General features: G+C 66.2%; 22 protein-coding genes, 3 tRNA genes and 1 pseudogene. 15 read left to right on the top strand and 11 right to left on the bottom strand.

Annotated features, from left to right (window positions below; all coding sequences use genetic code 11):
* Positions 1–14 precede the first annotated feature (14 nt).
* From ABD05_RS13580 to ABD05_RS13565, 4 genes are all read left to right on the top strand, one after another.
* The gene (locus ABD05_RS13580) at positions 15–848 is read left to right on the top strand and encodes an arginyltransferase (RefSeq protein WP_047900567.1); all 834 of its coding nucleotides are present in this window, start codon (positions 15–17) and stop codon (positions 846–848) included.
* Between the two features lie 98 nt (positions 849–946).
* Positions 947–1984 carry a quinone-dependent dihydroorotate dehydrogenase gene (locus ABD05_RS13575; protein ID WP_047900566.1) on the top strand — a complete coding sequence of 346 codons (1038 nt, stop codon included), beginning with the start codon at positions 947–949 and terminating at the stop codon, positions 1982–1984.
* Positions 1985–2084: 100 nt separating this feature from the next.
* Positions 2085–2876, top strand: a complete 792-nt coding sequence (locus tag ABD05_RS13570; protein WP_047900565.1) for a cystine ABC transporter substrate-binding protein — start codon at positions 2085–2087, stop codon at positions 2874–2876.
* Positions 2877–2998: 122 nt separating this feature from the next.
* Positions 2999–3691, top strand: coding sequence for an amino acid ABC transporter permease (locus tag ABD05_RS13565; protein WP_047900564.1), 693 nt, complete (start codon positions 2999–3001; stop codon positions 3689–3691).
* Between the two features lie 52 nt (positions 3692–3743).
* On the opposite strand, the gene ABD05_RS13560 is transcribed toward ABD05_RS13565, so the two are convergent.
* The 6 genes from ABD05_RS13560 to rnr form a co-directional block, all read right to left on the bottom strand.
* A complete protein-coding gene (locus tag ABD05_RS13560; RefSeq protein WP_047900563.1) occupies positions 3744–4730 on the bottom strand; it encodes a Gfo/Idh/MocA family protein in 987 nt (328 codons plus the stop codon).
* Positions 4731–4831: 101 nt separating this feature from the next.
* Positions 4832–5548, bottom strand: a complete 717-nt coding sequence (locus ABD05_RS13555; protein WP_047900562.1) for a FadR/GntR family transcriptional regulator — start codon at positions 5546–5548, stop codon at positions 4832–4834.
* A gap of 273 nt (positions 5549–5821) precedes the next feature.
* Positions 5822–6523, bottom strand: a complete 702-nt coding sequence (rpiA, locus tag ABD05_RS13550; RefSeq protein ID WP_047900561.1) for a ribose-5-phosphate isomerase RpiA — start codon at positions 6521–6523, stop codon at positions 5822–5824.
* A 91-nt stretch (positions 6524–6614) separates the two neighbouring features.
* On the bottom strand, positions 6615–7487 hold the full coding sequence (locus ABD05_RS13545; protein WP_047900560.1) for an N-acetylmuramoyl-L-alanine amidase: 873 nt from the start codon (positions 7485–7487) through the stop codon (positions 6615–6617).
* Between the two features lie 97 nt (positions 7488–7584).
* Positions 7585–8328, bottom strand: coding sequence for a 23S rRNA (guanosine(2251)-2'-O)-methyltransferase RlmB (rlmB, locus tag ABD05_RS13540; RefSeq protein WP_034184068.1), 744 nt, complete (start codon positions 8326–8328; stop codon positions 7585–7587).
* A gap of 148 nt (positions 8329–8476) precedes the next feature.
* A complete protein-coding gene (rnr, locus tag ABD05_RS13535; RefSeq protein ID WP_047900559.1) occupies positions 8477–10969 on the bottom strand; it encodes a ribonuclease R in 2493 nt (830 codons plus the stop codon).
* A 249-nt stretch (positions 10970–11218) separates the two neighbouring features.
* On the opposite strand from rnr, the gene ABD05_RS13530 reads away from it, so the two are divergent.
* Positions 11219–11305 (top strand) — tRNA-Leu (locus ABD05_RS13530).
* A gap of 66 nt (positions 11306–11371) precedes the next feature.
* Here ABD05_RS13530 and ABD05_RS13525 read toward each other — a convergent pair.
* A pseudogene (locus ABD05_RS13525) lies at positions 11372–11716 on the bottom strand (MarR family transcriptional regulator); the annotation flags it as partial.
* Positions 11717–11866: 150 nt separating this feature from the next.
* Here ABD05_RS13525 and ABD05_RS13520 point away from each other — a divergent pair.
* Both ABD05_RS13520 and ABD05_RS13515 read left to right on the top strand, forming a co-directional pair.
* Positions 11867–12856: an aliphatic sulfonate ABC transporter substrate-binding protein gene (locus tag ABD05_RS13520; RefSeq protein ID WP_047900557.1), complete on the top strand. Its 990-nt coding sequence runs from the start codon at positions 11867–11869 to the stop codon at positions 12854–12856.
* Positions 12857–12966: 110 nt separating this feature from the next.
* Positions 12967–13053 (top strand) — tRNA-Leu (locus ABD05_RS13515).
* A gap of 345 nt (positions 13054–13398) precedes the next feature.
* Here the strand turns inward: ABD05_RS13515 and ABD05_RS13510 are convergent.
* The gene (locus ABD05_RS13510) at positions 13399–13962 is read right to left on the bottom strand and encodes a flavodoxin family protein (protein ID WP_047901206.1); all 564 of its coding nucleotides are present in this window, start codon (positions 13960–13962) and stop codon (positions 13399–13401) included.
* Positions 13963–14394: 432 nt separating this feature from the next.
* Between ABD05_RS13510 and ABD05_RS13505 the strand changes: the two genes are divergently transcribed.
* From ABD05_RS13505 to ABD05_RS13480, 6 genes are all read left to right on the top strand, one after another.
* Positions 14395–14481 (top strand) — tRNA-Leu (locus ABD05_RS13505).
* 499 nt (positions 14482–14980) lie between these two features.
* Positions 14981–16228 carry an ROK family protein gene (locus ABD05_RS13500; RefSeq protein WP_047901205.1) on the top strand — a complete coding sequence of 416 codons (1248 nt, stop codon included), beginning with the start codon at positions 14981–14983 and terminating at the stop codon, positions 16226–16228.
* Positions 16215–17768 (top strand): sugar ABC transporter ATP-binding protein, encoded by a 1554-nt coding sequence (locus ABD05_RS13495; RefSeq protein ID WP_047900556.1) that lies wholly within the window; start codon positions 16215–16217, stop codon positions 17766–17768. Before ABD05_RS13500 ends, ABD05_RS13495 begins: the two co-directional genes overlap by 14 nt.
* 41 nt (positions 17769–17809) lie before the next feature.
* Positions 17810–18847 carry an ABC transporter permease subunit gene (locus ABD05_RS13490; RefSeq protein WP_047900555.1) on the top strand — a complete coding sequence of 346 codons (1038 nt, stop codon included), beginning with the start codon at positions 17810–17812 and terminating at the stop codon, positions 18845–18847.
* An 84-nt stretch (positions 18848–18931) separates the two neighbouring features.
* Entirely contained in the window at positions 18932–19876 is a 945-nt protein-coding gene (locus ABD05_RS13485) for an ABC transporter substrate-binding protein (protein ID WP_047900554.1), read from the top strand.
* Positions 19877–20000: 124 nt separating this feature from the next.
* Complete coding sequence (locus tag ABD05_RS13480) at positions 20001–20936, top strand: carbohydrate kinase family protein (RefSeq protein ID WP_047901204.1); 936 nt, start codon at positions 20001–20003, stop codon at positions 20934–20936.
* Positions 20937–20958: 22 nt separating this feature from the next.
* On the opposite strand, the gene ABD05_RS13475 is transcribed toward ABD05_RS13480, so the two are convergent.
* From ABD05_RS13475 to ABD05_RS13465, 3 genes are all read right to left on the bottom strand, one after another.
* Positions 20959–22689 carry a SulP family inorganic anion transporter gene (locus ABD05_RS13475; protein WP_047900553.1) on the bottom strand — a complete coding sequence of 577 codons (1731 nt, stop codon included), beginning with the start codon at positions 22687–22689 and terminating at the stop codon, positions 20959–20961.
* A 17-nt stretch (positions 22690–22706) separates the two neighbouring features.
* A complete protein-coding gene (locus ABD05_RS13470; RefSeq protein WP_047900552.1) occupies positions 22707–23333 on the bottom strand; it encodes a ParB-like protein in 627 nt (208 codons plus the stop codon).
* A gap of 130 nt (positions 23334–23463) precedes the next feature.
* Positions 23464–24006 (bottom strand): GNAT family N-acetyltransferase, encoded by a 543-nt coding sequence (locus ABD05_RS13465; RefSeq protein ID WP_047901203.1) that lies wholly within the window; start codon positions 24004–24006, stop codon positions 23464–23466.
* Positions 24007–24286: 280 nt separating this feature from the next.
* On the opposite strand from ABD05_RS13465, the gene ABD05_RS13460 reads away from it, so the two are divergent.
* Together ABD05_RS13460 and ABD05_RS13455 are read left to right on the top strand one after the other, a co-directional pair.
* Positions 24287–25507, top strand: coding sequence for an MFS transporter (locus ABD05_RS13460; RefSeq protein WP_047901202.1), 1221 nt, complete (start codon positions 24287–24289; stop codon positions 25505–25507).
* Positions 25508–25722: 215 nt separating this feature from the next.
* Entirely contained in the window at positions 25723–26541 is an 819-nt protein-coding gene (locus ABD05_RS13455; RefSeq protein WP_047900551.1) for a TetR/AcrR family transcriptional regulator, read from the top strand.
* The last annotated feature ends 42 nt before the right edge of the window (positions 26542–26583 follow it).

The raw sequence follows: 26583 nt of genomic DNA, 5'->3' as shown, positions 1-26583 counted from the left end.
ATCGAGAGCTGCCCATGACTCACCCGACTGAGCTGCCGCTTTCACCGCTTTCGGCGCTGCAATTCTATGCAACGGCGCCCTATCCGTGCAGCTATCTGGACGGCCGTATCGCGCGCTCGCAAGTCGCGACGCCGAGCCACCTGATCAACTCCGACATCTACACCGAACTCGTGAAGGCCGGCTTCCGCCGCTCGGGCGTCTTCACGTATCGCCCGTACTGCGACGGCTGCCGCGCCTGCGTGCCGGTGCGCGTGCCGATCGACGCGTTCGTGCCGTCGCGCACGCAGCGCAGGATGTGGAAGCGGCACCGCGCGCTCGTCGCGACGGTCTCGCCGCTGCACTACGACGAAGAACACTACGCGCTCTACATGCGCTACCAGTCCGCGCGCCACGCGGGCGGCGGGATGGATCGCGACAGCCGCGACCAGTACGAACAGTTCCTGCTGCAGAGCCGGATCAACTCGCGCCTCGTCGAATTCCGCGATCTCGACGCGCCGGGCGGCGAGCCCGGCAAGCTGCGCATGGTCAGCATGATCGACATCCTCGGCGACGGGCTGTCGTCGGTCTACACGTTCTTCGAGCCCGACGACCGGCACACGAGCTACGGCACCTACAACATCCTGTGGCAGATCGAGCAGGCGAAGAGCCTCGGGCTGCCGTACGTGTACCTCGGCTACTGGATCCGCGAGAGCCCGAAGATGGCGTACAAGGCGAACTTCCATCCGCTCGAGGGGCTGATCGACGGCCGCTGGAAGATACTCGATCCGGATCGGGTCGACCTGCCGCCCGTCGACGCGGCGCTGGCCCCGCGCGCACCGTTGCCGGGCGGGCATTCCGGCTCGGGCTGACGCGCGCCGCGGGGGCGACGAAGCGAAGCGCGCCCCTGCCGCGCAACTCCCGGTAAAATAGCGGGTTGTCATTCATACCGGCCGTCCGCCCAATTCCCGTGTTCAGTTCCCTCTATCCGCTGGCCCGCGCATCCCTGTTCAAGATGGATGCGGAAGACGCTCACCACCTCACGCTGCGCGCGCTCGGCGCGGCCGGCCGCACCGGCCTCGCCTGCGCGCTGTCGGCCCGCGTGCCCGACGCGCCGCGCACCGTGATGGGGCTCACGTTCCGCAACCCGGTCGGCCTCGCGGCCGGCCTCGACAAGGATGGCGCGGCCATCGACGGCCTTGCGGCGCTCGGCTTCGGCTTCATCGAGGTCGGCACCGTCACGCCGCGCGCGCAGCCCGGCAACCCGCGCCCGCGGATGTTCCGCCTGCCGCAGGCCGAAGCGCTGATCAACCGGATGGGCTTCAACAACCACGGCGTCGACCAGTTCGTGAAGAACGTCCAGGCCGCCCGCTATCGCGGCATCCTCGGCCTGAACATCGGCAAGAACGCCGATACGCCGATCGAACGCGCCGCCGAGGACTACCTGTACTGCCTCGAACGCGTGTACCCGTTCGCGAGCTACGTGACGATCAACATCTCGTCGCCGAACACGAAGAACCTGCGCCAGCTGCAGGGCGCGGGCGAGCTCGACGCACTGCTCGCCGCGCTGAAGGACAAGCAGCAGCGTCTCGCCGACCTGCACGGCAAGCTCGTGCCGCTCGCGCTGAAGATCGCACCCGACCTCGACGACGAACAGGTCAAGGAAATCGGCGACACGCTGCTGCGCCACAAGATCGAAGCGGTGATTGCCACCAACACCACGCTGTCGCGCGCGGCCGTCCAGGGCCTGCCGCATGCGGACGAAGCCGGCGGCCTGTCGGGCCGCCCGGTGTTCGACGCGTCGAACGAGGTGATCCGCAAGCTGCACGCCGAAGTCGGCAGCGAAGTGCCGATCATCGGCGTCGGCGGCATTTTCTCGGGCGAGGACGCCCGGGCGAAGCTCGCGGCCGGTGCGTCACTGGTCCAGCTTTATACGGGCTTCATCTACCGCGGCCCCGCGCTCGTCTCGGAATGCGTGAAGGCGATCGCCCGCGAGCGCACCACGTAATATAGGCATAAACAAACGATATTTAGCTATCGATTGCATTTTTGCTATCATCGGCTCCACTATCAGAATCATTGACCCGGACAGGGCAAGGAAACACACGATGAAATTTGCGCTGCTGAAGAAGCTGCTGGTTGCCGGCCTGATCGGCACGTCGTTCGCCGCCACCGCGCATGCGGCCGACCTCCTCGACCAGGTGAAACAACGCGGCACGCTGCGGGTCGGCCTCGAAGGTACGTTCCCGCCGTTCAACGCGAAGAACCCGCAAGGCGAGCTCGTCGGCTTCGACGTCGACATCGCAAAGGCCGTCGCCGCGAAGCTCGGCGTGAAAGCCGAGTTCGTGACGACCGAATGGAGCGGCATCATCGCGGGCCTGCAGGCCGGCAAGTTCGACGTGATCGCCAACCAGGTCGGCATCACCGACAAGCGCAAGGAGACGCTCGACTTCTCGCCGGCATACACGTACTCGTCCGCGCAGCTGATCCAGCGCAAGGACGATTCGCGTGAGTTCAAGTCGCTGGAAGACCTGAAGGGCAAGAAGCTCGGCGTCGCGCTCGGCACGAACTACATGGACATGGCGAAGTCGGTGCCCGGCATCGACGTGAAGACGTACCCGGGTGCGCCCGAGTACCTGCGCGATCTCGCGGCCGGCCGTCTCGACGCAGCGCTCAACGATCGCCTGATGCTCGCGTACCTGACGAAGAATTCGCAGCTGCCGCTGCGCCCGGGCGCGAACGTCGGCTCGGCGAACCCGTCGGGCATCCCGTTCAAGAAGGGCAACCCGAAGTTCCAGAAGGCCATCGACGACGCGATGGCGCAACTCGCGTCCGACGGCACGTTCACGAAGATCTCGGACAAGTGGTTCGGCATCGACGTGACGAAACCGATCAAGTAAGCACGCCTGCATTTCCCGCCTGACGGCGGGCCGGACAGGGCGGCATCCGCAACGATGCCGCCCTTTGTTTTATTCGTCCGGTTTATGATTGCGCTTTCGCGCTCGCATTCGATTCGTATTCCATGTCGACAACGTCCCTGCTCGTCCAATCGTTGCCGGTGCTCGCCCAGGGCGCCGTATTGACCGTCAAGTTCGCCGTGCTGTCGATGGTGTTCGGCCTGCTCGGCGCCGTCGTGCTCGCGATGATGGGCATCCGGCAAAGCGAGCCGCTCGACGGCTTCGAACGCATCTGGGTCAACGCGCTCGCGGGGCTCGCGCGCGCGTACGTGAGCCTGATGCGCGGCACGCCGCTGCTGGTGCAGATCTTCGTCATCTACTACGGGCTGCCGAGCCTCGGCATCTCGCTCGACCCGACGCCGGCCGGCGTCATCGCGCTGTCCGCGAACGTCGCGGCTTACATGTCCGAAAGCATGCGCGGCGCGATCAACGGCATTCACCGCGGCCAATGGCTCGCGTCATACAGCCTGGGGCTGTCGTGGGGGCAAACGCTGCGCTACGTGATCGGCCCGCAGGCACTGCGCATCGCGGTGCCGAGCCTGTCGAACAGCCTGATCAGCCTGATCAAGGACACGTCGCTCGTGTCCGTGATCACCGTGACCGAACTGCTGCGCAGCGCGCAGGAAGTGATCGCGGCGACCTACCAGCCGCTGCCGCTCTATCTCGCCGCCGCGGCCGTGTACTGGATCCTGTGCCAGATCCTCGAATGGGCGCAGCGCTGGTACGAAAAGCGCCTGTCGCTGCCGTCGCGACACTGAGCGCACGCCTTCCGCCGGGCCGCGCACGCGGGCCCGGCACCGTCCTTTCCGCCTACTCGCCCGAATAGCGCACGCCGAGCGCGGCACGCGCGGCATCGGTCATCGCGATCATCTGCCGCGAATGGTCGTGCGTCATGATCGGGCTTTCGGTTTCGCCCGCGCGCAGCAGGTCGCAAAAATGCGCGGTCTCGTAGTTCAGCCCGCCGCCGTCGACCGGCGCGTCGAGTTCGACGGTACGCCCGTCCGCATAGCGAATCGTCGCGCGCGAGGGGTTCCACCACTTTTCGTGAATCGTCACGTGCCCGCCGGCTGCGGCAATCAGCGCGTCGCCGCGCCCCATCACGTCGAGCCCGCAAAAGAGCTGCGCGATCCCGCCGTTTGCATGCAGGCTGTTCAGGCTCGCGAACATGTCGACACCCGTCGTACCGACGCGGCCGAGCGTCTGCACGTCGAGCGCCGCGCCGAGCCAGTCGACCGCGAGAAACGCCTCGTAGATCCCGATATCGAGCAGCGCGCCGCCCGCGCGATCGAGGCGATAGACGGAATGGTCGCCGGGTACCGACGACGATGCGCACCCCGCGCGCACGAGCCGGATCTCGCCGATAGGATCGTCATGCAGGCGCGCACGCAACTGACGGTACAGCGGAAAGAACGGCGGCTTCATCGCTTCCATGAAGAGCCGCCCGGCGTCGCGTGCCGCACGCAGCACGGTATCGAGTTGCGCCGCGTTCAGCGTCGCGGGTTTTTCGCACAGCACGGCCTTGCCGGCGGCGAGCGCGGCCAGCGTGTACTGCGCGTGACTGTCATGGAGCGTCGCGATGTAGATCGCGTCGAGATCGCTCGCGAGGAGCGCTTCGAGGCTCGCGGCAGGCGTGCCGCCGCATGTCTCGCAAAAGGCTGCCGCTGCGTCGGCGCGGCGGGCCCAGGCGCCGGCGAGCGTGGCGCCCGGCACGTGTGCGAGGCTTTGCGCGAAGCGGCGCGCAATGCTGCCTGCACCGACGATGCCGAAGCGCACCGGGCGATGGTCGTTGTCGTTCATCCTGATCTTCCGTGTCGGTCGTATGACGATGGCCGGCACGCTGCCGACCGGCCGTCATGATAAACGGCTCGCCGGCACACGGATGAGCGACACGAACAGCGTCAGGCGCGCACGGGCACGTCGACCGAGAAATCGCGCGATATCTCGTCGGCGCTGAAATCGATCAGCGCGAGCGAGGCCGCTTCGGCTTCGCGCGGATCGCGCCGCTCGATCGCGTCGACGACACGCGCATGCGCTTTGACGGCGATTTCGTGTGCGCCCTCCTTCTTCACGACGCGCGGATTCACGAGGCGCACCGCACCGCGCACGATCGCCGCCATCTGCTGGAAGAACTGATTGCCGCTCGCCTGCACGATCCGCGTGTGCAGCAACTCGTCCGCCGTGTCGTAGCCGGAATCGCCCGGCTGCAGCACCTTGAACGCATCGAATGCTTCGCGGATGCCCGCGATGTCGGCTGCCGTCGCGCGCACGGCCGCCTGCGCAGTCGCGCGCGGTTCGATCAGCATCCGGAATTCGATGACGTCGCGCATGAACTGCGGATCGGGTTTTGCCCGAAACCGCCAGCTCACGACGTCTTCGTCGATCATGCGCCAGTCGCGCATCGGCCGCACGCGCGTGCCGACTTTCGGCCGCACGTCCAGCATGTCGCGCGCAAGCAACATCGACAACGCTTCCCGCATCACAGTGCGGCTCACGTCGAACTCTTTCGACAGCACGTCCTGCGGCGGCAAGATGCCGCCGTACTTGTCTTCGACGATACCCGAGACAAGCCCATCCATCACTTTGGCGACCAGTGACCGGTCTTTGCCCTGCTCCATGACACCTCCCCGTGCGTCGATTTGCGAACACCTGCTCCGCAGTTCCGCCGGCCCTGGTTACTACTGTTCTTATGATCTATAAGTTGATGAGTTCGAGGATATTTCGCTATCTGGTAAACACCTGACAGGGTTATCCCTCTTTTTGACGGGGTGATTTATAAGGCTACAAAAAAGGCCCGGGAAGCGCGCTGCGCTTGCCGGGCCTCGAATTCCACAAGATTTAAACATGCAATCCATTACGGGTCGCTGACACCATTACGGACTGCTTCTCATTCAACTCAATTCGGCCGAATAAACGATCCTTTCAACACCGTTTTCCGTGCCGAGCAAGCACAGATTCGCACCGCGCTCGGCAAACAGGCCGACCGTCACGACGCCAGGCCATGCATTCACCTGCGCTTCGAAACCGCGCGGATCGGCGATCTGCAGCCCCTTCACGTCGATGATCTCGTTGCCGTTGTCGGTGATGTACGGCGCGCCGTCCTTCGTCACGCGCAGCACGGGCACGCCGCCGAGCGCGGTCACGCGCCGGCCGATCGCCGTGCGCGCCATCGGCACGACCTCGATGGGCAGCGGGAACGCGCCGAGCACCGGCACGCGCTTGCTGGCATCGGCGATGCAGACGAACGTGTCGGCCACCGACGCGACGATCTTCTCGCGCGTCAGCGCGCCGCCGCCGCCCTTGATCATCGCACCGCTCGCGTCGATCTCGTCGGCGCCGTCGACGTACACCTGCAGCGAGTCGACCTCGTTCAGGTCGAACACCTTGATGCCGTGCGATTTCAGGCGTTCGGTCGTGGCGACGGAGCTCGACACGGCGCCGCGATAACGCGACTTGACGACGGCGAGCGCGTCGATGAAGCAGTTGGCAGTCGAGCCGGTGCCGACACCGATCACGGCGCCTTCCGGCACGTTCTGGATCACATAATCGGCGGCGGCCTGGCCGACGAGGCGTTTGAGTTCGTCTTGAGTCATGGCGTAGTAATGCTGCAGGATTGCGGAAAACCGCCAGTTTACCGGACTCGGATGACGGCCCGCGTTTTTCGGCGCGCGGTGCGCCGTGCGTTCAGGGTGCGTCCGCCGCGGGCGCGTTGTCCGCCGGTTGCGTGCCGGGGAAGTATTTGTCGAGCAACGCCTGCGCGATCGCGTCGCTTTCGGCGTCCGGATTGCCCGCATAGTCGGACGGCCGGAAATGCATCTGGAACGCCGCGAATACGCGCCGCGTGCGTGCGTCGAGCACGCCGTCGGTCGGCACTTCGTAACCGTAGCGCGCGAGCTTGAGCTGCAGTTCGTGCACGTCGACCAGTGCGTGCGGATCGCGGCCGCCGAGCCGTGCGGCCACGGTCGCATCGTCCGGCCATGCACCGACACCGGCCAGTGCGAGCGCATGCCAAGGGAACAGCGGACCCGGATCGATCTTGCGTTGCGGTGCGATGTCGCTGTGCCCGACCACCCGCGTCGGCGGGATCGCGTAGCGTGCGACGATGTCCTTCGACAGGCGAATCAACGCATCGACCTGTTCGGGCGGATACGGCTGCCACGTGCGATTCTGCGGATCGAGCGGGCCGCGGTTTACGTTCTCGATGCCGATCGACGCCGCGTTCAGCTCGGTCGTGCCCTGCCACTCGCTGACGCCCGCGTGCCATGCGCGTTTCGATTCCGGAACGAGCTGGTAGACGACGGGCATCCCGTGCTCGATGCGCGGCTGCGGCGGCACGACGTAATGCACGCTGACCGAATCGCCTGTCAGCGTGCGCAGCGATTTCGCTTCGTCGCTTTCGGTGTAATGCATCACGAGAAAGCGGATCCGCGAATCGGCACCGCGTGCGTGCAGGCTCGTGTCGGCGTAGTAGGTGCTGCGTTCGACGAGCGACGGCGACGTGCAGGCAGCCAGCAGGCATAGCACGGCGCATGATGCGCCGAGGCGAAACAGGGTCATCGGTCACGAGTTCCGGAGAACCGCGTGCCGCATCGCGTCGCGGCGCGCGTCGTTCGGGTCATCCCACGCCCGCGCACATCGCGCGAGACAGGTTGCGTCAGCCCTTCACGCGCCGCTGGCGCACGGCTTCGTACAGGCATACGCCGCTGGCGACCGACACGTTCAGGCTTTCCACGCTGCCGGCCATCGGGATGCTCATCACTTCGTCGCAGGTGTCGCGCGTGAGCCGGCGCATGCCTTCGCCTTCCGCACCCATCACGAGCGCGACGGGGCCGTCGAGCTTCGTATCGTAGAGCGTCGCCGATGCCTCGTCCGACGTGCCGATGATCCACACGCCGGCTTCCTTCAGCTCGCGCAGCGCGCGCGCGAGGTTCGTCACCGTGATGTACGGCACCGTATCGGCTGCGCCGCTCGCCACCTTGGCCGCGGTCGCGTTCAGGCCGACCGCACGGTCGCGCGGCGCGATCACCGCGTGCGCGCCCGCCGAATCGGCAACGCGCAGGCACGCGCCAAGGTTGTGCGGATCGGTGACGCCGTCGAGCACGAGCAGCAGCGCGGGCCCCTGGATGCCGTCGAGCAGCTCGGACAGGTTCTGCGCGAGCGGCACGTCCTCGACACGCGCGACGACGCCCTGGTGGCGCTCGGTATGGGCGAGGCCCCACAGGCGCGTTTCGTCGGCCGCGATCAGCCGCACGCCCGCTTCCTTCGCGGTGTGCAGGAAGTCCTGCATGCGGCGGTCGCGGCGCGTCTGGTCGTACAGCACCTCCGCAACCGTCGATGCATCGTGCCGCAAACGTGCGGTCACCGCATGAAAACCGTAAAGAACCTTCAGACGTGACATGACTGGAACAACCTTCGATCAAACGTGCGGCCGCGCGACGCGCGCAGCCGCGATCCATGGAAAAGGAAAGCGCCGCGTTGCCGGCCGATGACCGGTGACGCGGCGTCTCTCGATACTGCAGGGCGTGCGCATGCGCCGCCCCGAATACTCAATACTTCTTGCGGGCGCGCGGCTTCTTCGCGGTCGGTTTCGCCGCCGCGCCGCCGCTGCCACCGCTGCTCTTCTTCTTCGCGGCGGCACGTGCAGCCTGCGCTTCCTTCACCGCGGCGCTCGGCGCGCTCGCGGCCTTCTTGCGACGCGGCGCGAACTCCTCCGCCGGCGGCAACGCGCGGACGCGCGGGCCGTTGCGATCGGCACCGGCACCGGCACCGGCACCTGCGGCAGCCGGCGCGGACGCCGGGCGCGGCACCTTCACCGGCGTATCGCGCACGAGGCGGAAATCGATCTTGCGCGCGTCGAGATCGACGCGGCTCACCTGCACGCGCACACGGTCCGACAGGCGATAGCGGATGCCCGTCCGTTCACCGCGCAGCTCGTTCTTGATCTCGTCGTACTGGAAGTAGTCCGAGCCGAGTTCGGTGACGTGCACGAGCCCTTCGATGAACAGCGTGTCGAGTTGCACGAAGATGCCGAACGACGTGACGCCGTTCACCATCCCGCCGTACTCCTCGCCGAGCTTGTCGCGCATGAAATAGCACTTGAGCCATGCCTCCACGTCGCGCGACGCTTCGTCCGCACGCCGCTCGTTCGCCGAGCAGTGCAGGCCGAGCTCTTCCCAGATCGCCGTGTTCGAGCGCGAGCGATTGCGCGCCTCGTCGTCGGCCTGCTGCATCGCGCGGGCGCGCGGCGACAGCGCGGTGTTCAGTTCGAAGCCTTCCGGCGCCTTCGGCACATACTTCTTGCCGGACAGGATCGAGTAGATCGCGCGGTGCGTGAGCAGGTCGGGATAACGGCGGATCGGGCTCGTGAAGTGCGCGTACGCCTCGTACGCGAGACCGAAGTGGCCGATGTTGTCCGGGCTGTAGACAGCCTGCTGCATCGAACGCAGCAGCATCGGCTGCAGCATCTGCGCGTCGGGCCGGTCGCGGATCTGCGCCATCAGCGCCGCGTAGTCGCTCGCATGCGGCTTGTCGCCGCCGCCGAGCGACAGGCCCATGCCGCGCAGGAACGCGCGCAGGTTCTCGAGCTTTTCCGGCGTCGGCCCCGCGTGCACGCGGTACAGGCCCGGATGCTTGTTGCGCTTCAGGAAGTCGGCCGCGCAGACGTTCGCGGCCAGCATGCATTCCTCGATCAGCTTGTGCGCATCGTTGCGCTGACGCGGCACGATCTGCTCGATCTTGCCCTGCGAGTTGCAGACGATGTAGGTCTCGGTCGTGTCGAAGTCGATCGCGCCGCGCTTCTGCCGTGCGGCGAACAGCGACTTGTAGACGCCGTACAGGTTCTGCAGGTGCGGCAGCAGGTCCGCGCGGCGCGCGGCCTCCGGCCCTTTCGTGTTCGACAGCACGGCCGCGACTTCGGTGTACGTGAGGCGCGCAGCCGAATGGATCACGGCCGGATAGAACTGGTACGCCTTGATCTCGCCGCGCGCGGTAATCACCATGTCGCACGCGAGCACGCAGCGGTCGACTTGCGGGTTCAGCGAGCACAGGCCGTTCGACAGTTTCTCCGGCAGCATCGGGATCACGCGGCGCGGGAAATACACCGACGTGCTGCGTTCGAGCGCATCGGCATCGAGCCCGTTGCCCGGCTGTACGTAGTACGACACGTCGGCGATCGCGACGATCAGCCGGAAGCCGTCGCCGCGGCCGACCTTGACCGGTTCGCAGTAGACGGCGTCGTCGAAGTCGCGTGCGTCCTCGCCGTCGATCGTCACGAGCGGTACGTCGCGCAGGTCGACACGGAATCGCAGGTCGGCCGGCCGTACCTTGTCGGGCAGCGCGGCGGCTTCGTCGAGCGCCGGCTGGCTGAATTCATGCGGCACGCCGTACTTGCGCACCGCGATTTCGATTTCCATGCCCGGATCGTCGATGTCGCCGAGCACTTCGACGACACGGCCGAGCGGCTGCGAATGACGGCTCGGGAAATCGGTCAGCTCGACGACGACGACCTGCCCGACCTTCGCCTTCTTCACGTTCTGCGTGATCAGGATGTCGTGGCCGATGCGCTTGTCTTCCGGCGCGACGATCAGCGCACCGTTCTCGTTGAGCAGGCGGCCGATCACGCGCTTGTTCGCGCGCTCGGTGACTTCGACGACATGCCCTTCCGGCCGGCCGCGGCGGTCGTAGCCGACGATTCGCGCGAGCACGCGATCGTTGTGCATCACCTTCTGCATTTCGCCGTTCGGCAGGAACAGGTCGTCCTGGCCGTCGTCGCGGATCACGAACCCGTAGCCATCGCGATGCCCCTGCACGCGCCCGGCGACGAAATTCGACGGATGGGTCAACTGGTAGTGGCCGCGCTTGTCGAGGCGGATCTGGCCGTCGCGCTCCATCGCGGCGACACGCCGGAAGAACCCCTCGCGCTCCTGCCGCTTGATCGACAGTGCTTCGGCGATGTCGTTGGCAGCCAGCGGCGCGTCGCTCGTACGCAGCACGCCGAGAATTTCTTCACGGCTCGGAATGGGGTACGGATATTTGCTCAAGGGTTTGTCGATGATTGTTCTCGTTGCGTTGACTGATGGTGCACGGCATCAACATAGAGGTGTCCGTCAGACAGTTCTATATTGACGGCGGCGGGTCATTCTATCATCCGCCTGTGTCGCCAAATGACGGGAATGCCGCGGGCAGCCGCGACGGCAGCCGGTTTGCGATGCATCGCAAAAAAGTGTTGACACGAATAATTGGGGCGCTATAATTCCGCTTCTTTGCAGCAAGCAGCTACTGCAAAACGTGCCCAGGTGGCGGAATTGGTAGACGCACTAGGTTCAGGTCCTAGCGGTGGCAACATCGTGGAGGTTCGAGTCCTCTCCTGGGCACCATCTGTTTTTGAAAAGGTCGGCTTCGAGCCGGCCTTTTTTCATTTCCGGCCCGGGAAAAGGCGCGGCTTACTCGCCGATGAAGTTGCGCAGTAACCGGCACGGCTCGTCGAACGCGGCCTTCGTAAATTTCCGCAGGCGGACATTGAGCACCTTCGGTGCGATCTCCGGAATCTGCGCGGCGACTGCCTGCCCCGCTTCCATCAGTGCCACGCTCACGACCCGCCGATCGCTCATGCTGCGCGAACGCTCGACGCGCCCCTTGCTCTCCAGCTTGTCGAGCAGGCGCGTCACCAACCCCGCGTCGACCCCGAGCAACTTCGACAACTCGAAAGGGGTCGTCGCGCAGCCGATCCGTATCGACAACAGCATGCCCCTCTGCCGAGTCGTAATGTCGAGATCCTTCCATGCCGCATACCGTCGCGCCTTGATACCGGCGGGCATCCGCTTCCATATGCCCGCCAGTCGGATCGATAGCAGAATTTATCGGTTATCGTCTGCCCTTCCCGTTGGTACGTTTGCCGGCTCGATTCACCGCAACGAACCCAACGAGGGGCAAGACTCATGACGTCGATGAACCGTCGCGCGTTCGCGCGCGCAATGCTGGCCGCAGGCCTCGCTGTCGCGGGCGTCCGAACGCACGCCGAGAACGCGCCTGCCGCACTGCGCATCGGCTACCAGAAATCGTCGACGCTCATCACGCTGCTCAAGACACGCGGCACGCTCGAGCAGGCGCTTGCGCCGCTCGGCCTGCGCGTGTCGTGGCATGAGTTCGCGAGCGGACTGCCGCTGACCGAAGCGCTCAACGTCGGCGCCGTCGATTTCAGCGCCGACGTCGCCGACACGGTCCCGGTCTTTGCGCAAGCCGCGCATGCACGTTTCGTGTACGTCGCGCAGGAAGCGCCGTCGCCGAAAGCACAGGCGATCGTCGTGAAGCAGGACAGCGCACTGCGCACGCTCGCCGATCTCAAGGGCAAGCGCATCGCGGTCACGAAGGCCGCCGGCAGCCACTACCTGCTGCTCGCCGCGCTCGCACGCACGAAGCTCGCGCCCGCCGATGCGGCGATCCACTACCTGACGCCCGCGGACGGCCGCGCGGCGTTCGAGCGCGGCAGCGTGGATGCATGGATTACGTGGGATCCCTACGTCGCGTCGGTCGACCGGAATCCCGACGTGCGGATTCTCGCCGACGGCAGCGGACTCGCGTCGTACCAGCGCTACTACCTCGCATCGAGCAGTTTTGCCGCCGCGCGGCCGGACGTCGTCCAGATCCTGTTCGACCAGTTGTCGCAGGCCGGCACGTGGCTGCACGACCACCAACAGGAGGCCGCGAATACGCTCGCGCCGACCTGGGGACTCGACGCGGCGACGATCGTGCGCGCGAACGCGCGACGCAGCTACCTCGTCCGCGCAGTCGTCGCGCAAAACTTCGGCGAACAACAGAATATCGCCGACACGTTCCTCGCGGCCGGACTGCTGCCGGCCCGCATCGATACGGGACAGGCGCTGCGCTGGAATTTCGCAGCAAAACGCGCGGATCCGGTCGGCGCGTGAGCCCCCGTCGCACAAGAGCGCAATATTTTTATCGTTTCGGATGAAATTGTGTTGACAGTCTTCGAAGACACGCTAGAATAGCGGTCTTCGCATCGCAGCAAGCGAAACGTGCCCAGGTGGCGGAATTGGTAGACGCACTAGGTTCAGGTCCTAGCGGTGGCAACACCGTGGAGGTTCGAGTCCTCTCCTGGGCACCACTTATTTAAAAAGGTCGGCTTCTAGCCGGCCTTTTTCTTTTTCAGGCCCAGGAAGCAAAGCGCCTGCGCGCTTTGCGCGAGGACTCGAAAGGCTGCGCTTGCAAGCGCAGCCGGGGTCGCGCATGTGTGACCGAGTCCTCTCCCGGGCACCATCTGTTTTCAGAAAAGGTCGGCTTTTGCCGGCCTTTTTTCATTTCCAGCCCGGAACACCAAGCGCGATCCGGGCCGCGAATTCGAGATATTCAGCGAACGTAGCCGGCACGCGTCAAGCACTTCGATCACGTCTCGGCCCCACCCATCCGCCAGCCCGACGACCGTCGAGACACGGCCGCCCGGCCATCGATTTCAGGCACCGTTCCAGCGTTTCGCGGCAATCGCGACGCGCTCGCCCAGCAGTTCGGCCGTCTTTCGATCGCTCTCGAGAATCGCGTCGCCACCCTCGTCCGCATTCGCCTGCGCCATCGCACCGAGGAACGACCCGAGCCGATTCAGATCGTTGACCGAACCCTTGCTGTTGTTGTTGCCGGGCATCAGGCCGAGGCTGACCCACAGCATCTGATGCTGGGCAGCGAAGACAGCCAGTTGCTGCAATGTCGCCAGTTTGTCGCCGCTTTGCGAAGCCGACACCGTAAAGCCGGCCGCCAGTTTGTCTCGCCACTTGCCCCAATGCTTCGACGATGCATCCATGAAGCCCTTGAACTGCGCAGACGCGCTGCCCATGTAGGTCGGCGAACCAAAGACGATCGCCTTGGCATCGCGCTCCAGGTACTCCCAATGTTCGTCGATTGCGTCGACGGGGATCAGCTTGACCGACGCTCCATCGACTTTCTCGACACCACGTGCGACTGCGTCCGCAATGACGGCCGCATGGCCGTAGCCGCTATGAAAAACCACTGCGATTTCAGACATGAGGAACTCCTTGGCGCGGACCATTCCGCAAAAAAGTTACTGCGATGGTAACATAAATAATCGCGATGCAAATGCCTTCGCTTGCATGCGCCGCGCGCTCCATTGCGGCCGGCGAATACACGATGCGCATGGGCCGCCAAGCGAGCGGACAATTGCAGCGCCCGCTGCCTGCATTCGCGAGTCAGCGCGGCACGACAGGCACCCACCGACGATAACTTCTCCGGCAACGGACTTGAACATGCGATCTGGAAATTCGCTCGTTCGTCTCCGGTGGCAATCCTTCGCATCAGGATCGACCCGGCGGCGATATCCAAACAGGCGCATCAGGCACGCGCCTCTTTCTCGCCCGCCCCAAAGTCTGCGCAAAATCTGTTGACAAGCCGTTCGGGCACGCTATAATTGCGGTCTTTCGCATCGCAGCAAGCGAAACGTGCCCAGGTGGCGGAATTGGTAGACGCACTAGGTTCAGGTCCTAGCGGTGGCAACATCGTGGAGGTTCGAGTCCTCTCCTGGGCACCACTTATTTAAAAAGGTCGGCTTCTAGCCGGCCTTTTTCTTTTTCAGGCCCAGGAAGCAAAGCGCCTGCGCGCTTTGCGCGAGGACTCGAAAGGCTGCGCTTGCAAGCGCAGCCGGGGTCGCGCATGTGTGACCGAGTCCTCTCCTGGGCACCGCTTATTTGAAAAGGTCGGCTTCTAGCCGGCCTTTTTTCATTTCCGGTCCGGCATCACTCACACCGCCCCGTTGATCCACGCGGGGTGACATCCCCTTCCCTTGCCATCCTCCGGACGGACAAATCATTGTCGCTTCGGCGGCGAACACACGCCCATCTGGCGAATCCCAAAGTTTTCGCCCCCGGCATCCGCGACCCATCCCCATTTCCCTACACCCGCACCGCCCCCTTCACCCACGGCAAAAACCGGGATTTCCCTAGGCTGACATGCCGGCGCTCACGCGGTTAAATAAATCAACGTGATTTATTTAATGCGCCGCCAAGCGACGCAACATGGAAGGAGACGCCATGAGAAGCCCGCACATCGGCCAGGGAAGCAATTCGGCCAACGTGCGCCGTTACAACGAGCGCCTGTTGCTGAAGACGCTGCGCCGCGCAGGCAGCGCATCGAAGGCCGACCTTGCGCGTCTCGCGAGCATGACGGGCACGGCGGTCGGCAGCATCATCGCGTCGCTCGCCGACGCGAAGCTGATCGAATTCGCGGGCCGCACCGAAGGCCAGCGCGGCCAGCCCGCGTCGTTGATCCGCCTCGACCCGCGCGGTGCATTCGGCATCGGCGTCCATCTCGACCGGATGCGCATCGAGACCGCGCTCGTCAACTTCGCGGGCGACGTGCTCGGCCGCCGCTCGCACGACACGCTTCTGCCCCCGCCCGCCGACGTGCTCGAGATCGTGCGTCACGACATCGAAGCGATGCAGGCCCTGCTCCCCGACCACGAGCGCGCCCGCCTGACCGGCATCGGCGTCGCGCAGCCGTACAACCTCGGCGCGTGGATGCGCGAACTCGGCCTCGCACCCGACACGTTCCGCGCATGGGAAGACGTCGATTTCGCGAGCGATCTCGGTCGCGCGCTGTCGCTGCCCGTGTTCGGCGAAAACGACGGCAACGCGGCCGCGATCGCCGAGCTGTTCTACGGATACGGCCGGCAGTGCGACGACTTCGTCTACCTGTTCATCGGGCCGGCGATCGGCGGCGGCATCGCGATCGACGGCGACTGCCTGCGCGGCGTGACCGGCAATGCAGGCGACATCGCCGTGATTCCCGTACCGCCGAGCCGGCTGGCATCCGCGCCGCCGCCGCGCGGCCCGTGGGACATCCTGCTCGCGCGCGCTTCGCTGCATGCGCTCGTGCGCCATCTGCGCCATCACGGCGAGACGGTCGAGAACCGCGCCGATCTCGAAGCGTGCATCGCCCGCGGCCTGCCGGCCGTCGACGAATGGATCGACGACTGCGTCGATGCGCTCGCGCCGGCCTTGCGCGCGGTGCTATGCGTGGTCGATGCGCCGGTGGTCGTGATCGACGCCGATACCGACGCCGGCCTGCTCGACGCGGTCACGACGCGCCTGCGCTCGGCCCTGGTTGCCACCGCGCCCGAAGCGCGCGGCACGCCGACGCTCGTGCGCGGCACGTTCGGCGCCGACGCCGGCGCGATCGGCGCCGCCACGCTGCCGATGTTCTTCAACTTCTCCCCGCGGGCCGGCATCCTCCAGGGCGCCCGCACCGATTCGCAGGAGGTCAACCATGTCGCGATCTGAGTCGCCCCGCCCGCTGCTCGAAATGCGCCGGATCAGCAAGACTTTCCCGGCCGTGCGTGCGCTCGACAACGTCAGCCTGACCGTCTACCCGGGCGAGATCCATTCGCTGATGGGCGAGAACGGCGCGGGCAAATCGACGCTGATGAAGATCCTGTCGGGCGCGTACCGTGCCGACGCCGGCGGCGAAATCCTGATCGACGGCGAACGCATCGACATCGACGGCCCGCTCGCCGCGCGCGATGCCGGTGTCGCGGTGATCTACCAGGAACTGTGCCTCTCGCCGAACCTGACCGTCGCGGAAAACATCTACGTCGGCCGCGAACTTCGACGTGGCAACCGGCGCTGGGGCACCATCGACCGCGCGGCGATGGCGCGCGGCTGCCAGGACGTGCTCGCGCGCCTGGGCGCATCGTTCGGGCCCGAAACGCTCGTCGATACGCTGTCGATCGCCGAACAGCAGCTCGTCGAGATCGCGCGCGCCGTGCACACCCGCGCACGCATCCTCGTGATGGACGAGCCGACGACGCCGCTGTCGTCGCGCGAGACCGAACACCTGTTCCGCCTGATCCGCCAGTTGCGCGAGGAAGGTCTGGCGATCATCTACATCAGCCACCGGATGGCGGAGATCTACGAACTGTCCGACCGCGTGTCGGTGCTGCGCGACGGCGCGTACGTCGGCACGCTCGAGCGCGAATCGCTGTCGGCGGAGCGTCTCGTCTCGATGATGGTCGGCCGCGACATCTCCGGCTTCTACAAGAAGGAACACGCGCCGTACGATCCCGGCCACCTGCTGCTGTCGGTGCGCGACATCGCCGACGGCGCGCGCGTACGCGGCTGCAGTCTCGACCTGCATGCCGGCGAAGTGCTCGGCATCGCCGGGCTCGTCGGCGCGGGCCGCACCGAACTCGCGCGGCTGATCTTCGGCGCCGAATCGCGCGTGCGCGGCGACGTGAAGCTGGGCGACCGCACGTTCGGCGCGCACTCGCCGCGCGATGCGATCGATGCGGGCCTCGTCTACCTGACCGAAGACCGCAAGCGCCAGGGCCTGTTCCTCGACATGAGCGTGCGCGACAACATCAATATCTCCGTCTGCAACCGCGATGCACGGCTCGGCGCGCTCGACCTCGCACGCGGCGCCGAACGTGCGCGCGACGCGATTGCGTCGCTGTCGATCCGTGTGCCCCACGCGAACGTCAACGTCGGCGCGCTGTCGGGCGGCAACCAGCAGAAAGTGCTGCTGTCGCGCCTGCTGGAGACGAAGCCGCGCGTGCTGATCCTCGACGAACCGACGCGCGGCGTCGACATCGGCGCGAAATCCGAGATCTACCGGATCATCAACGAACTGGCCCGTGCCGGCGTAGGCGTGATCGTGATCTCGAGCGAGCTGCCGGAAATCATCGGCGTCGCCGACCGCGTGCTCGTGATGCGCGAAGGCGAGATCGCGGGCGAACTCGGCGGCCACACGCATACCCCCATCACGCAGGAAGCCATCATCGCGCTCGCGACCGGCTCGCAGGCCGAACTCGCCGACGCGCACTGAGCCGCGCTCTTTCATTCGACTCTTACATTCAGGTTACCGAAATGATCAACCCGACCAAGCAGCGGAATCTCGCTTCCGCGACGGCCCATCCGGTGGGCGATCGTACGCCCCAGGTGCGCGCCGCCGATCATCGCGCACGCATGCAGTCGCTGATACGCACCGCCGGCATGCTGCCGGTTCTGCTGGTCCTGTGCGTCGGCTTCGGCCTCCTGACCGACGGCTTCTTCACGCTGCAGAACCTGTCGATCGTCACGCAGCAGGCGTCGATCAACATCGTGCTCGCCGCCGGCATGACCTTCGTAATCCTGACGGGCGGCATCGACCTGTCGGTGGGCTCGGTGCTCGCCGCCGCGGCGGTCGCCGCGCTGCTGGCGTCAACCATCCCGGGCTGGGGCTGGCTCGGCGTGCCCTTCGCGCTCGTCGTCGGCCTCGTGTTCGGCGCGATCAACGGCGGCCTGATCTCGTTCCTGCGCCTGCCGCCGTTCATCGTCACGCTCGGTGCGATGACGGCCGTGCGCGGCGTCGCGCGCCTGATCGGCAACGACACGACCGTGTTCAATCCGCAGTTGCCGTTCGCGTTCATCGGCAACGGCACGATCCTCGGTGTGCCGTGGCTCGTCGTGATCGCGTGCGCGGTGATCGCGATCTCGTGGTTCATCCTGCGCCGTACCGTGCTCGGGATGCGGATCTACTCGGTCGGCGGCAATCCTGAAGCCGCACGCCTGTCGGGCATCAACGTGCGGGCGATCCAGATGTTCGTGTATGCGGCGTCGGGGCTGCTCGCGGGCCTCGGCGCAGTGATGTCGGCCGCACGGCTCTATGCGGCCAACGGCCTGCAGCTCGGCCAGTCCTACGAACTCGATGCGATCGCCGCGGTGATCCTCGGCGGCACGAGTTTCGTCGGCGGCGTCGGCTCGATCGTCGGTACGCTGATCGGCGCGCTGATCATCGCGGTACTGACGAACGGACTCGTGCTGCTCGGCGTGTCCGACATCTGGCAATACATCATCAAGGGGCTCGTGATCATCGGCGCCGTCGCGCTCGATCGCTACCGCCAGCGCGATTCGGCGCGCACCTGACACCCTTCCATTCCATTCAACCTTGCGGCGCAGGCAGGTCCTCCTGCGCCCATTCGCCCACAGACCTCACGGAGACACAACGTCATGTTCAAGCACAAAGCCGCCCTGACCGCCATCGCCTGCGCGCTCGCATGCGGCGCTTCCGCCGCGCACGCAGCCGACAAGCCGCTCAAATCGATCGGCGTCACGGTCGGGTCGCTCGGCAACCCGTACTTCGTCACGATCGTCAAGGGCGCTGAAGCGCGCGCCAGGCAGCTCAACCCGAACGCGAAGGTCACGGCCGTGTCGGCCGACTACGACCTGAACAAGCAATTCACGCAGATCGACAACTTCATCTCCGCTCACGTCGACATGATCCTGCTCAACGCGACCGACCCGAAGGCGATCGAGCCGGCGGTGAAGAAGGCGCAGGCGGCCGGCATCACGGTCGTCGCGGTCGACGTTGCGGCGGCCGGCGCGAACGCGACCGTGCAGACCAACAACGTGAAGGCCGGCGAACTGGCGTGCGACTACATCGCGAAGAAACTCAACGGCAAGGGCAACGTGATCATCGAGAATGGCCCGCAGGTATCGGCCGTGATCGATCGCGTCAACGGCTGCAAGACCGTGCTCGCGAAAAACGCGGGCATCAAGCTGCTGTCGAGCGACCAGGACGGCAAGGGCTCGCGCGAAGGCGGGATGAACGCGATGCAGGGCTACCTGACGCGCTTTCCGAAGCTCGATGCGGTGTTCACGATCAACGATCCGCAGGCGATCGGCAGCGATCTCGCCGCGAAACAGCTGAACCGTCCGGGCATCGTGATCACGTCGGTCGACGGCGCGCCCGACATCGAGGTCGCGCTCAAGTCCAACACGCTCGTGCAGGCGTCGTCGAGCCAGGACCCGTGGGCGATGGCGCAGCAGGCCGTCAACGTCGGCTACGGGATCATGAACGGCCAGAAGCCGGCCAATCCGATGATCCTGATCGAGCCGACGCTCATCACGCGCGACAACGTGAAGACCTACAAGGGCTGGAGCTCCCCGCGCTGATCGCGCCGATCGCTCTGCTCACCCACGGAACCGGGCGGTGCCGGGCCACGTCGCCGCGTGCGACGGCCGGCGCCGCTCGCCCGCTCACTTCAACCGCTGCATGGCCGCGCCACAAGGTTTCAACATGACGACGACGTTCCCCCGCCTGATCGTATTCGGCGAAGCGTTGACCGATTTCATCCGCGACGACGCGCAGCGCTGGCACAGCGTCGCCGGCGGCTCATGCTGGAACGTCGCACGCGTCGGCGCGCGACTCGGCGTGCCGACGGCATTCGCCGGCACGGTCAGCCGCGACATCTTCGGCGACGAACTGATGCGCAAGAGCGCCGACGCGGGGCTCGACATGCGCTTCGTCCGGCAGGTCGACCGCGCGCCGCTGCTCGCGATGGTCGTGTCGAAGCAGCCGCCCCACTATTTCTTCATCGGCGAGAACAGCGCCGATCTCGCGTTCGATCCGGCAGACCTGCCCGCCGGCGCGTTCGACGCGGCCGAGGTCGTGCACATCGGCTCGCTCGGCGTCGTGCGCGAACCGCTCGCGTCGCGCCTGATCGAAGTGGCGCAGGCCGCGCGCGCGGCCGGCAAGCGGATCTCGTTCGACCCGAACTACCGTGCGCCGATGGCCGCGCCGTCGTATCGCGACACGCTGCGCCGGCTGGCCGGGCTCGCCGACTGGATCAAGGTATCCGACGAAGATCTGCACGGGCTGTTTCCCGAACTCGACGAAGCGGCCGCACTCGCGCAACTGCGCGCGTGGGCGCCCGACGCGACGATGCTCGTCACGCGCGGCGCATCCGGCATGCAGCTCCTGCATCGCGACACCGTGCTGTTCCAGCCCGCGTTCCCGACCGAGGTCGCCGACACGGTCGGCTGCGGCGACGCCAGCATCGGCGGCTGGCTCGCGAGCCAGCTTGCGCGGCCCGATGCATCGGCCGCCGAGCATCTGCGCTACGCAGCCGCGTGCGCGGCCGTCGCCTGTGCGCACGCAGGCGCCTATGCGCCGACGGCTGCGGAAGTGGCCGACATGATCGATCGCGCTGCCGACACCGTGCTTTCGCAATAGACCGCGCCGACGCACCGCCTCGTCACGCGGCGGTCGTTCCGCCGCTGCCGCCCGGCGGCATGCCGGCCTGCAGCAGTTGCAGGCTCTCGTCGACGCTCAGTTCGGACATCGCGCCGTCGCGCAGCGTATCGTCCGCCGCGCGGTGCAACGCATGCAGTGCGTGCATCTTGAGCCGCACGATCGCGAGCCGCAGCCCGCGCGCCGTGCATTCGGCCGCGAACGTGCGCAACGATTCGATCGTCGTACCGTCGACATCCGGCGTCTCCTCGAGGCTCAGCAGCACGGTATGCGTATCCGGCGCGGCCTTCATCAGCGCACGCACACGATTCAGCATCCGGTCCGCGTTCGCGAAGAACAGTTGCGCCTCGGGCCGCACGATCAGCACGCCCGGCACCGGCTTCGCTTCGGCATGGCTCGCGACGTCGACGAAGTCATGGCTGTCGCGCAGCCGGCCGAGCACGCTGACGTTCGGTTCGGACAGCTTGCGCAGCGTCAGCAGCAGGCTCACGCCGATGGCCGCGAGCAGCCCGTGCAGCACGCCGAGCACGAGCACCGCGAGCAATGCGGCGATCACGACGAGCCGGTCGCGATGCCAGGCCCAGTACGGCTTGAATACGGACGGATGCAGCGAGTGGCTGACCGCGAAGATCACGATCGCCGCGAGCACGGGCTCCGGTGTGCGCGCGAGCTGCGGCAGCAGCAGCCAGACGATCAGCGCGACCACGCCGGCCGCCCACAGGCCGGCGAAGCGCGACTGCGCGCCGGCCGCTTCGTTCGCCGAGGTCGCCGAATAACCGGCGCCGACCGGCATCCCGTGCAGCAGGCCCGACACGAGGTTCGCGCAGCCGAGCGCGACGAGGTCGCGGTTCGGCGACACGCTGTCGCCGTGCTTCAGCGCGAAGTTGCGGATCGACCCGTACGACTCCGCGTACAGGATCAGCATCAGCGCGAACGCGAGCTCGACCGTCTGCATCCACGCATTGCGGTCGAGAGTCGGCAGGCCGAATTCGAGGTGACGAAAGTCGATATGGCCGACGATCGCGATCCCGTATCGCTGCCAGTCGACCGCGTAGCCGGCCGCGATCGACAGCACGATCACGACGAGCGTCGCGGGCACGCGCGAGCGGCGCCCGAGCACGAACAGCAGCGCCAGCGCGGTCGCGCCGACCACGACACTCGCGAGGTTCGCATGCGGCGCACCGGTGACCAGGTCGAGCGCGACACGCGGCGCATCGCTGTGCTGCACGGAAATCGCGAGAATCTTCGGCAACTGCTTGATGACGATCGTCAGCGCAAGGCCGAACGTGAAGCCGCGCAACACGGGCCGTGCGACGAAATCCGACATGCCGCCGAGCCGCGCGGCGCCCGCCAGGATGAACAGCACGCCCGTCATCGCGACCAGCGCCGCCGCCAGCGCGAGTTGCGCGGCCAGCGCCATCCCCGATTCGGCGAGCACGGTCGCCGCGAGCACGGCGGCCGACGACGACGTCGACGACACGATCGCGAAGCGGCTGCTGCCCGTGAGTGCATAGACGACGAGCCCCGACAGCAGCGCGATGAGACCGGCCTGCGGCGGCAGGTTCGCCAGCCCCGCATACGCGACCGCCTCGGGTATCAGCAACCCGGCGATCGACAGGCCGGCCAGCGCATCGAGGCCGATGCGCCGCGTGGGCGGCGGCGGGGCCGCGTCGAGCGCGGAGAAATGGTCGGCATGCTGCGGGCCGGCATCGGGGCGGATCGGGGCGCTCGTCATGAGGCGTTCTGTGCCGGTCAGGGTTTGACGGCGATGACGCCCGACCAGCCGGGCAGGTAGCGCGCATCCTGCTCATGCGCGCGGTGCAGCGCGACGTCGAGGGCTTTCGCGAAGTTCTTGCGGATCTGGTCGAGCGTCACGTGCTGGCGCAGGTAATCGGCCCACAGGAATTCGCTGAACGGCGTCGCGTCCTTCGCATAACCGCCCGCCGTACGCAGTTCGCCTGCGAGGCTGCGGTACGGATCGTCCTCGAGCCCCGTCAGCGCCTTCGGCAAATGCGCGTAGTCGCGGCGCGACCCGTCCGCGCCGAACGGATGCACCCACTGGTTGTGCTCCATCATCCGCCAGAAGATCGTGTCGTCGAGCCACGACAGATCCTTCAGCAGCATCGCGTTCACGCGCGACTCGCCCTCCTCGATCAGCGCCAGGCCGAGATGGTGGTGGTCGGTGATGTAGTGCAACCCGTCCGGGCCGATGACGGCCGGGAACCAGTGCGATTCGATCGCGGCCTTGCGCGCACGCTTGTCGAGCGTCTTCCAATGCTTGCGCTTCGCCTTGACTTCGCGATAGCCCACCGTCATCTGCGTCGGACGCAGCGCGTCGAGCCTGACGGGAATCAGATGAACATCTCTGCCGAGTGCCATGGTCGTACCCCATGTTGCGAAATTCCGGCAACGATACTCCTGATCGCACGTGCCGTTAATACGTCATGACCTCGATACGCCGGCGATTGACGATCTCTGACAACCGCCCGCACACGCGCACGACGCGACACTAGGCGCGCAGATCGTTGCGCTCGAGACGATGACGTATGTAAGGAATGCCGTCGTGCACGACGCTCACGCGACGCATCCCGAGCTTGCGCGCGACGTTCAGCGAAGCGCTGTTGGCCTCGGCGATATCGGCGATCACGCGCGGCAGGCGCACGGTATCGAATGCGTGACGCACGACAGCGGCCGCAGCCTCGCTCGCGAAACCGCGCCCCCATGTCGTCCGCACGAGCCGCCAGCCGATCTCGACGTCGCGCGCACCGTCCGCATAGTCGGGAATCAGCAGGACCCAGCCGATGAACGCATCGGGTGCAGCCTTCTCGAAGATCGACCAGTAGCCGAGGCCCGGCGGGTAGTCGCGCGTGATCCGGTGCATGACGAAGCGGCGATGCTCGTCGGGATCGTGCCACGGGCCCGCGATGTGCCGCGTGACCTCGGGATCCCGATCCATCGCGACGCATGCATCGAGATCGGCCAGCACGCGCGGACGCAGCCACAGCCTGGCGGTTTCGAGCACCGGCAACGCGGCGGCGGAACGTTCGTTCATCGGGATTCCTGATTCGGTGACGATGCGTATCGAACGCATTACAGAACAAATACGAAAACCTTCCGGAATGATACAGACGCCAGCCGCCGGTCCGGCGCGACTCCGTTTCAGTTTCCGAAACAGTTCATTTCGTAGGGATTATTCCCGATTCGGCGTTATCGCGCCCCACATCGCACGACGCCACGGCCTACACTCGATCCGTGCCCCCGCACCGCGCGCAAGCCGGGCCGGCATTCGCATGCACATCGTGAGCGCGCAAGCCAACGAGGAGACCTCGGACATGAGCTGGACCCGCGAACAACGCAACGTCACGATCGCCGCCTACCTGGGCTGGACGCTCGATGCGTTCGATTTTTTCCTGATGGTCTTCGTGCTGAAGGACATCGCCGCCGAATTCGCGTCGACGATCCCAGCCGTTGCGTTCGCGCTCACGCTGACGCTCGCGATGCGCCCGCTCGGCGCTCTGATCTTCGGCCGGCTCGCCGACCGCTTCGGCCGCCGCCCGACGCTGATGATCAACATCGCATGCTATTCGCTGCTCGAGCTCGCGTCGGGTTTCGCGCCGAGCCTGACCGCGCTGCTGGTGCTGCGCGCATTGTTCGGCATCGCGATGGGCGGCGAATGGGGCGTCGGCTCCGCACTGACGATGGAAACCGTGCCGACCCATGCGCGCGGCTTCGTGTCGGGGTTGCTGCAGGCCGGCTATCCGAGCGGCTATCTGCTCGCGTCCGTCGTGTTCGGCCTCTTCTACCAGTACATCGGCTGGCGCGGGATGTTCATGATCGGCGTGCTGCCCGCGCTGCTCGTGCTGTACGTGCGCACGCACGTGCCCGAATCGCCGGCGTGGAAACAGATGGAGAAGCGCCCGCGCCCGAGCCTCGGGGCCACGCTGAAGCAGAACTGGAAGCTCACGATCTACGCGATCGTGCTGATGACGGCGTTCAACTTCTTCTCGCACGGCACGCAGGATCTTTATCCGACGTTCCTGCGCGAACAGCATCACTTCGATCCGCATACCGTGTCATGGATCACGATCGTGCTGAACATCGGCGCGATCGTCGGCGGGCTGACGTTCGGCACGCTCTCGGAGCGCATCGGCCGGCGTCGCACGATCTTCATCGCCGCGCTGATCGCGCTACCCGTGCTGCCGCTGTGGGCGTTCTCGAGCGGCCCGCTTGCCCTCGCCGCCGGCGCGTTCCTGATGCAGATCTCGGTACAGGGTGCGTGGGGCGTGATTCCGGTTCACCTGAACGAGATCTCGCCCGACGAGATCCGCGCGACCTTCCCCGGCGTCGTCTACCAGCTCGGCAACCTGCTCGCGTCCGGCAACGCGACGATGCAGGCCTCGTTCGCCGTTTCGCACGGCAACAATTACAGCCTGGCGCTCGCGCTCGTGGCCGGCATCGTCGCCGTCGTGATCGCCGTGCTGATCCTGTTCAGCCGCGAGCGGCGCGGCATCGACATGACGCAATCGGTCAATACGCGTAGCGCGGTCGGCTGAACCTGCGCATTGCCGCATCGCACCATCGCGCGTGCCCCGTCCCGCCGGGGCCGCGCGCGATACTTTCCGCATTCGCACATCGAACTAGAGGAATTTGTCCAGATTCCCCGCTTGCCCGCTCGGCCCGCGATTTTTTATCTTAATAAAAACGACTGTTTGAATCAGATAATCAAATCACCTGTTCGCGGCCGGGCGACCGGCATGGGAGGCGGAACATGGCAGTAAGTCAGGAGGGGCGGCCATCCGCGGGACGGCCGTCCGGGGCACGGTCGCCCGGCACTCGGCAGACCGGCGGGACGAAGGCGCGCATCCTCGATGCGGCCGAGGACCTGTTCATCGAGCATGGCTTCGAGGCGATGTCGATGCGGCAGATCACGTCGCGCGCGGCGGTCAACCTCGCGGCGGTCAACTACCACTTCGGCAGCAAGGAAGCGCTGATCCACGCGATGCTGTCGCGCCGGCTCGATCAGCTCAACCAGGAGCGCCTCGGCATCCTCGACCGCTTCGATGCGCAGCTCGGCACGCACATCACCTGCGAGCACGTGCTCGGCGCGATGTTCATTCCCGCGCTGAAGGCATCGCGCAACCCGGACCGCGGCGGGCCCGGGTTCCTCCGGCTGATCGGCCGCGCGTACACCGATCCGTCGCCGTTCGTGCGCAACTTCCTGACCGCGCACTACGCGAGCGTCGCGGGCCGCTTCTTCGACGCGTTCCAGCGCGCATTGCCGCACCTGCCGCGCACGGAGCTCGGCTGGCGGTTGCACTTCGCGATCGGCGCGCTGTCCGGCGCGCTCGCGGGGGCCGAGACGGAAAGCCTGATCGACGAGTTCTCGCAAGGCCGCACGATGAACGACGTACAGATGATCGCGCGGCTGTCGTCGCTGATCGTCGCCGCGCTGAAGGCGCCGATGCCCGACAGCGCGCAACTGTCGATCTTCGCGGCGGTGCTCGACGACGCGGGAGCAAGCGAAGCGTTCGGGCTGCCGCCCAGTGCGGCGACCGCCGATACGGCGACGCTGCATTCCGCGAACTGAACGCGCGAGGCCACGCGCGACTTCCTGTTCACGAATCGATTT

This window comes from Burkholderia pyrrocinia (genome assembly GCF_001028665.1).
In the GTDB taxonomy this organism is placed as follows: Bacteria; Pseudomonadota; Gammaproteobacteria; order Burkholderiales; family Burkholderiaceae; genus Burkholderia; species Burkholderia pyrrocinia.
The sequence above is the reverse complement of the archived record's forward strand: the minus strand, read 5'-3'. Positions and strand labels throughout refer to the sequence as shown.

Bases quoted from the DNA above. Each gene is read 5' to 3' on its own strand.
- ABD05_RS13480 (WP_047901204.1), top strand. From the start codon at position 20,001: ATGACGACGACGTTCCCCCGCCTGATCGTATTCGGCGAAGCGTTGACC.
- ABD05_RS13560 (WP_047900563.1), bottom strand. From the start codon at position 4,730: ATGAACGACAACGACCATCGCCCGGTGCGCTTCGGCATCGTCGGTGCA.
- ABD05_RS13455 (WP_047900551.1), top strand. From the start codon at position 25,723: ATGGCAGTAAGTCAGGAGGGGCGGCCATCCGCGGGACGGCCGTCCGGG.
- ABD05_RS13490 (WP_047900555.1), top strand. From the start codon at position 17,810: ATGATCAACCCGACCAAGCAGCGGAATCTCGCTTCCGCGACGGCCCAT.
- ABD05_RS13460 (WP_047901202.1), top strand. From the start codon at position 24,287: ATGAGCTGGACCCGCGAACAACGCAACGTCACGATCGCCGCCTACCTG.
- ABD05_RS13485 (WP_047900554.1), top strand. From the start codon at position 18,932: ATGTTCAAGCACAAAGCCGCCCTGACCGCCATCGCCTGCGCGCTCGCA.
- rlmB (WP_034184068.1), bottom strand. From the start codon at position 8,328: ATGTCACGTCTGAAGGTTCTTTACGGTTTTCATGCGGTGACCGCACGT.
- ABD05_RS13570 (WP_047900565.1), top strand. From the start codon at position 2,085: ATGAAATTTGCGCTGCTGAAGAAGCTGCTGGTTGCCGGCCTGATCGGC.
- ABD05_RS13500 (WP_047901205.1), top strand. From the start codon at position 14,981: ATGAGAAGCCCGCACATCGGCCAGGGAAGCAATTCGGCCAACGTGCGC.
- ABD05_RS13555 (WP_047900562.1), bottom strand. From the start codon at position 5,548: ATGGAGCAGGGCAAAGACCGGTCACTGGTCGCCAAAGTGATGGATGGG.
- ABD05_RS13520 (WP_047900557.1), top strand. From the start codon at position 11,867: ATGACGTCGATGAACCGTCGCGCGTTCGCGCGCGCAATGCTGGCCGCA.
- ABD05_RS13470 (WP_047900552.1), bottom strand. From the start codon at position 23,333: ATGGCACTCGGCAGAGATGTTCATCTGATTCCCGTCAGGCTCGACGCG.
- ABD05_RS13465 (WP_047901203.1), bottom strand. From the start codon at position 24,006: ATGAACGAACGTTCCGCCGCCGCGTTGCCGGTGCTCGAAACCGCCAGG.
- rpiA (WP_047900561.1), bottom strand. From the start codon at position 6,523: ATGACTCAAGACGAACTCAAACGCCTCGTCGGCCAGGCCGCCGCCGAT.
- ABD05_RS13545 (WP_047900560.1), bottom strand. From the start codon at position 7,487: ATGACCCTGTTTCGCCTCGGCGCATCATGCGCCGTGCTATGCCTGCTG.
- ABD05_RS13495 (WP_047900556.1), top strand. From the start codon at position 16,215: ATGTCGCGATCTGAGTCGCCCCGCCCGCTGCTCGAAATGCGCCGGATC.
- ABD05_RS13510 (WP_047901206.1), bottom strand. From the start codon at position 13,962: ATGTCTGAAATCGCAGTGGTTTTTCATAGCGGCTACGGCCATGCGGCC.
- ABD05_RS13475 (WP_047900553.1), bottom strand. From the start codon at position 22,689: ATGACGAGCGCCCCGATCCGCCCCGATGCCGGCCCGCAGCATGCCGAC.
- ABD05_RS13580 (WP_047900567.1), top strand. From the start codon at position 15: ATGACTCACCCGACTGAGCTGCCGCTTTCACCGCTTTCGGCGCTGCAA.
- ABD05_RS13565 (WP_047900564.1), top strand. From the start codon at position 2,999: ATGTCGACAACGTCCCTGCTCGTCCAATCGTTGCCGGTGCTCGCCCAG.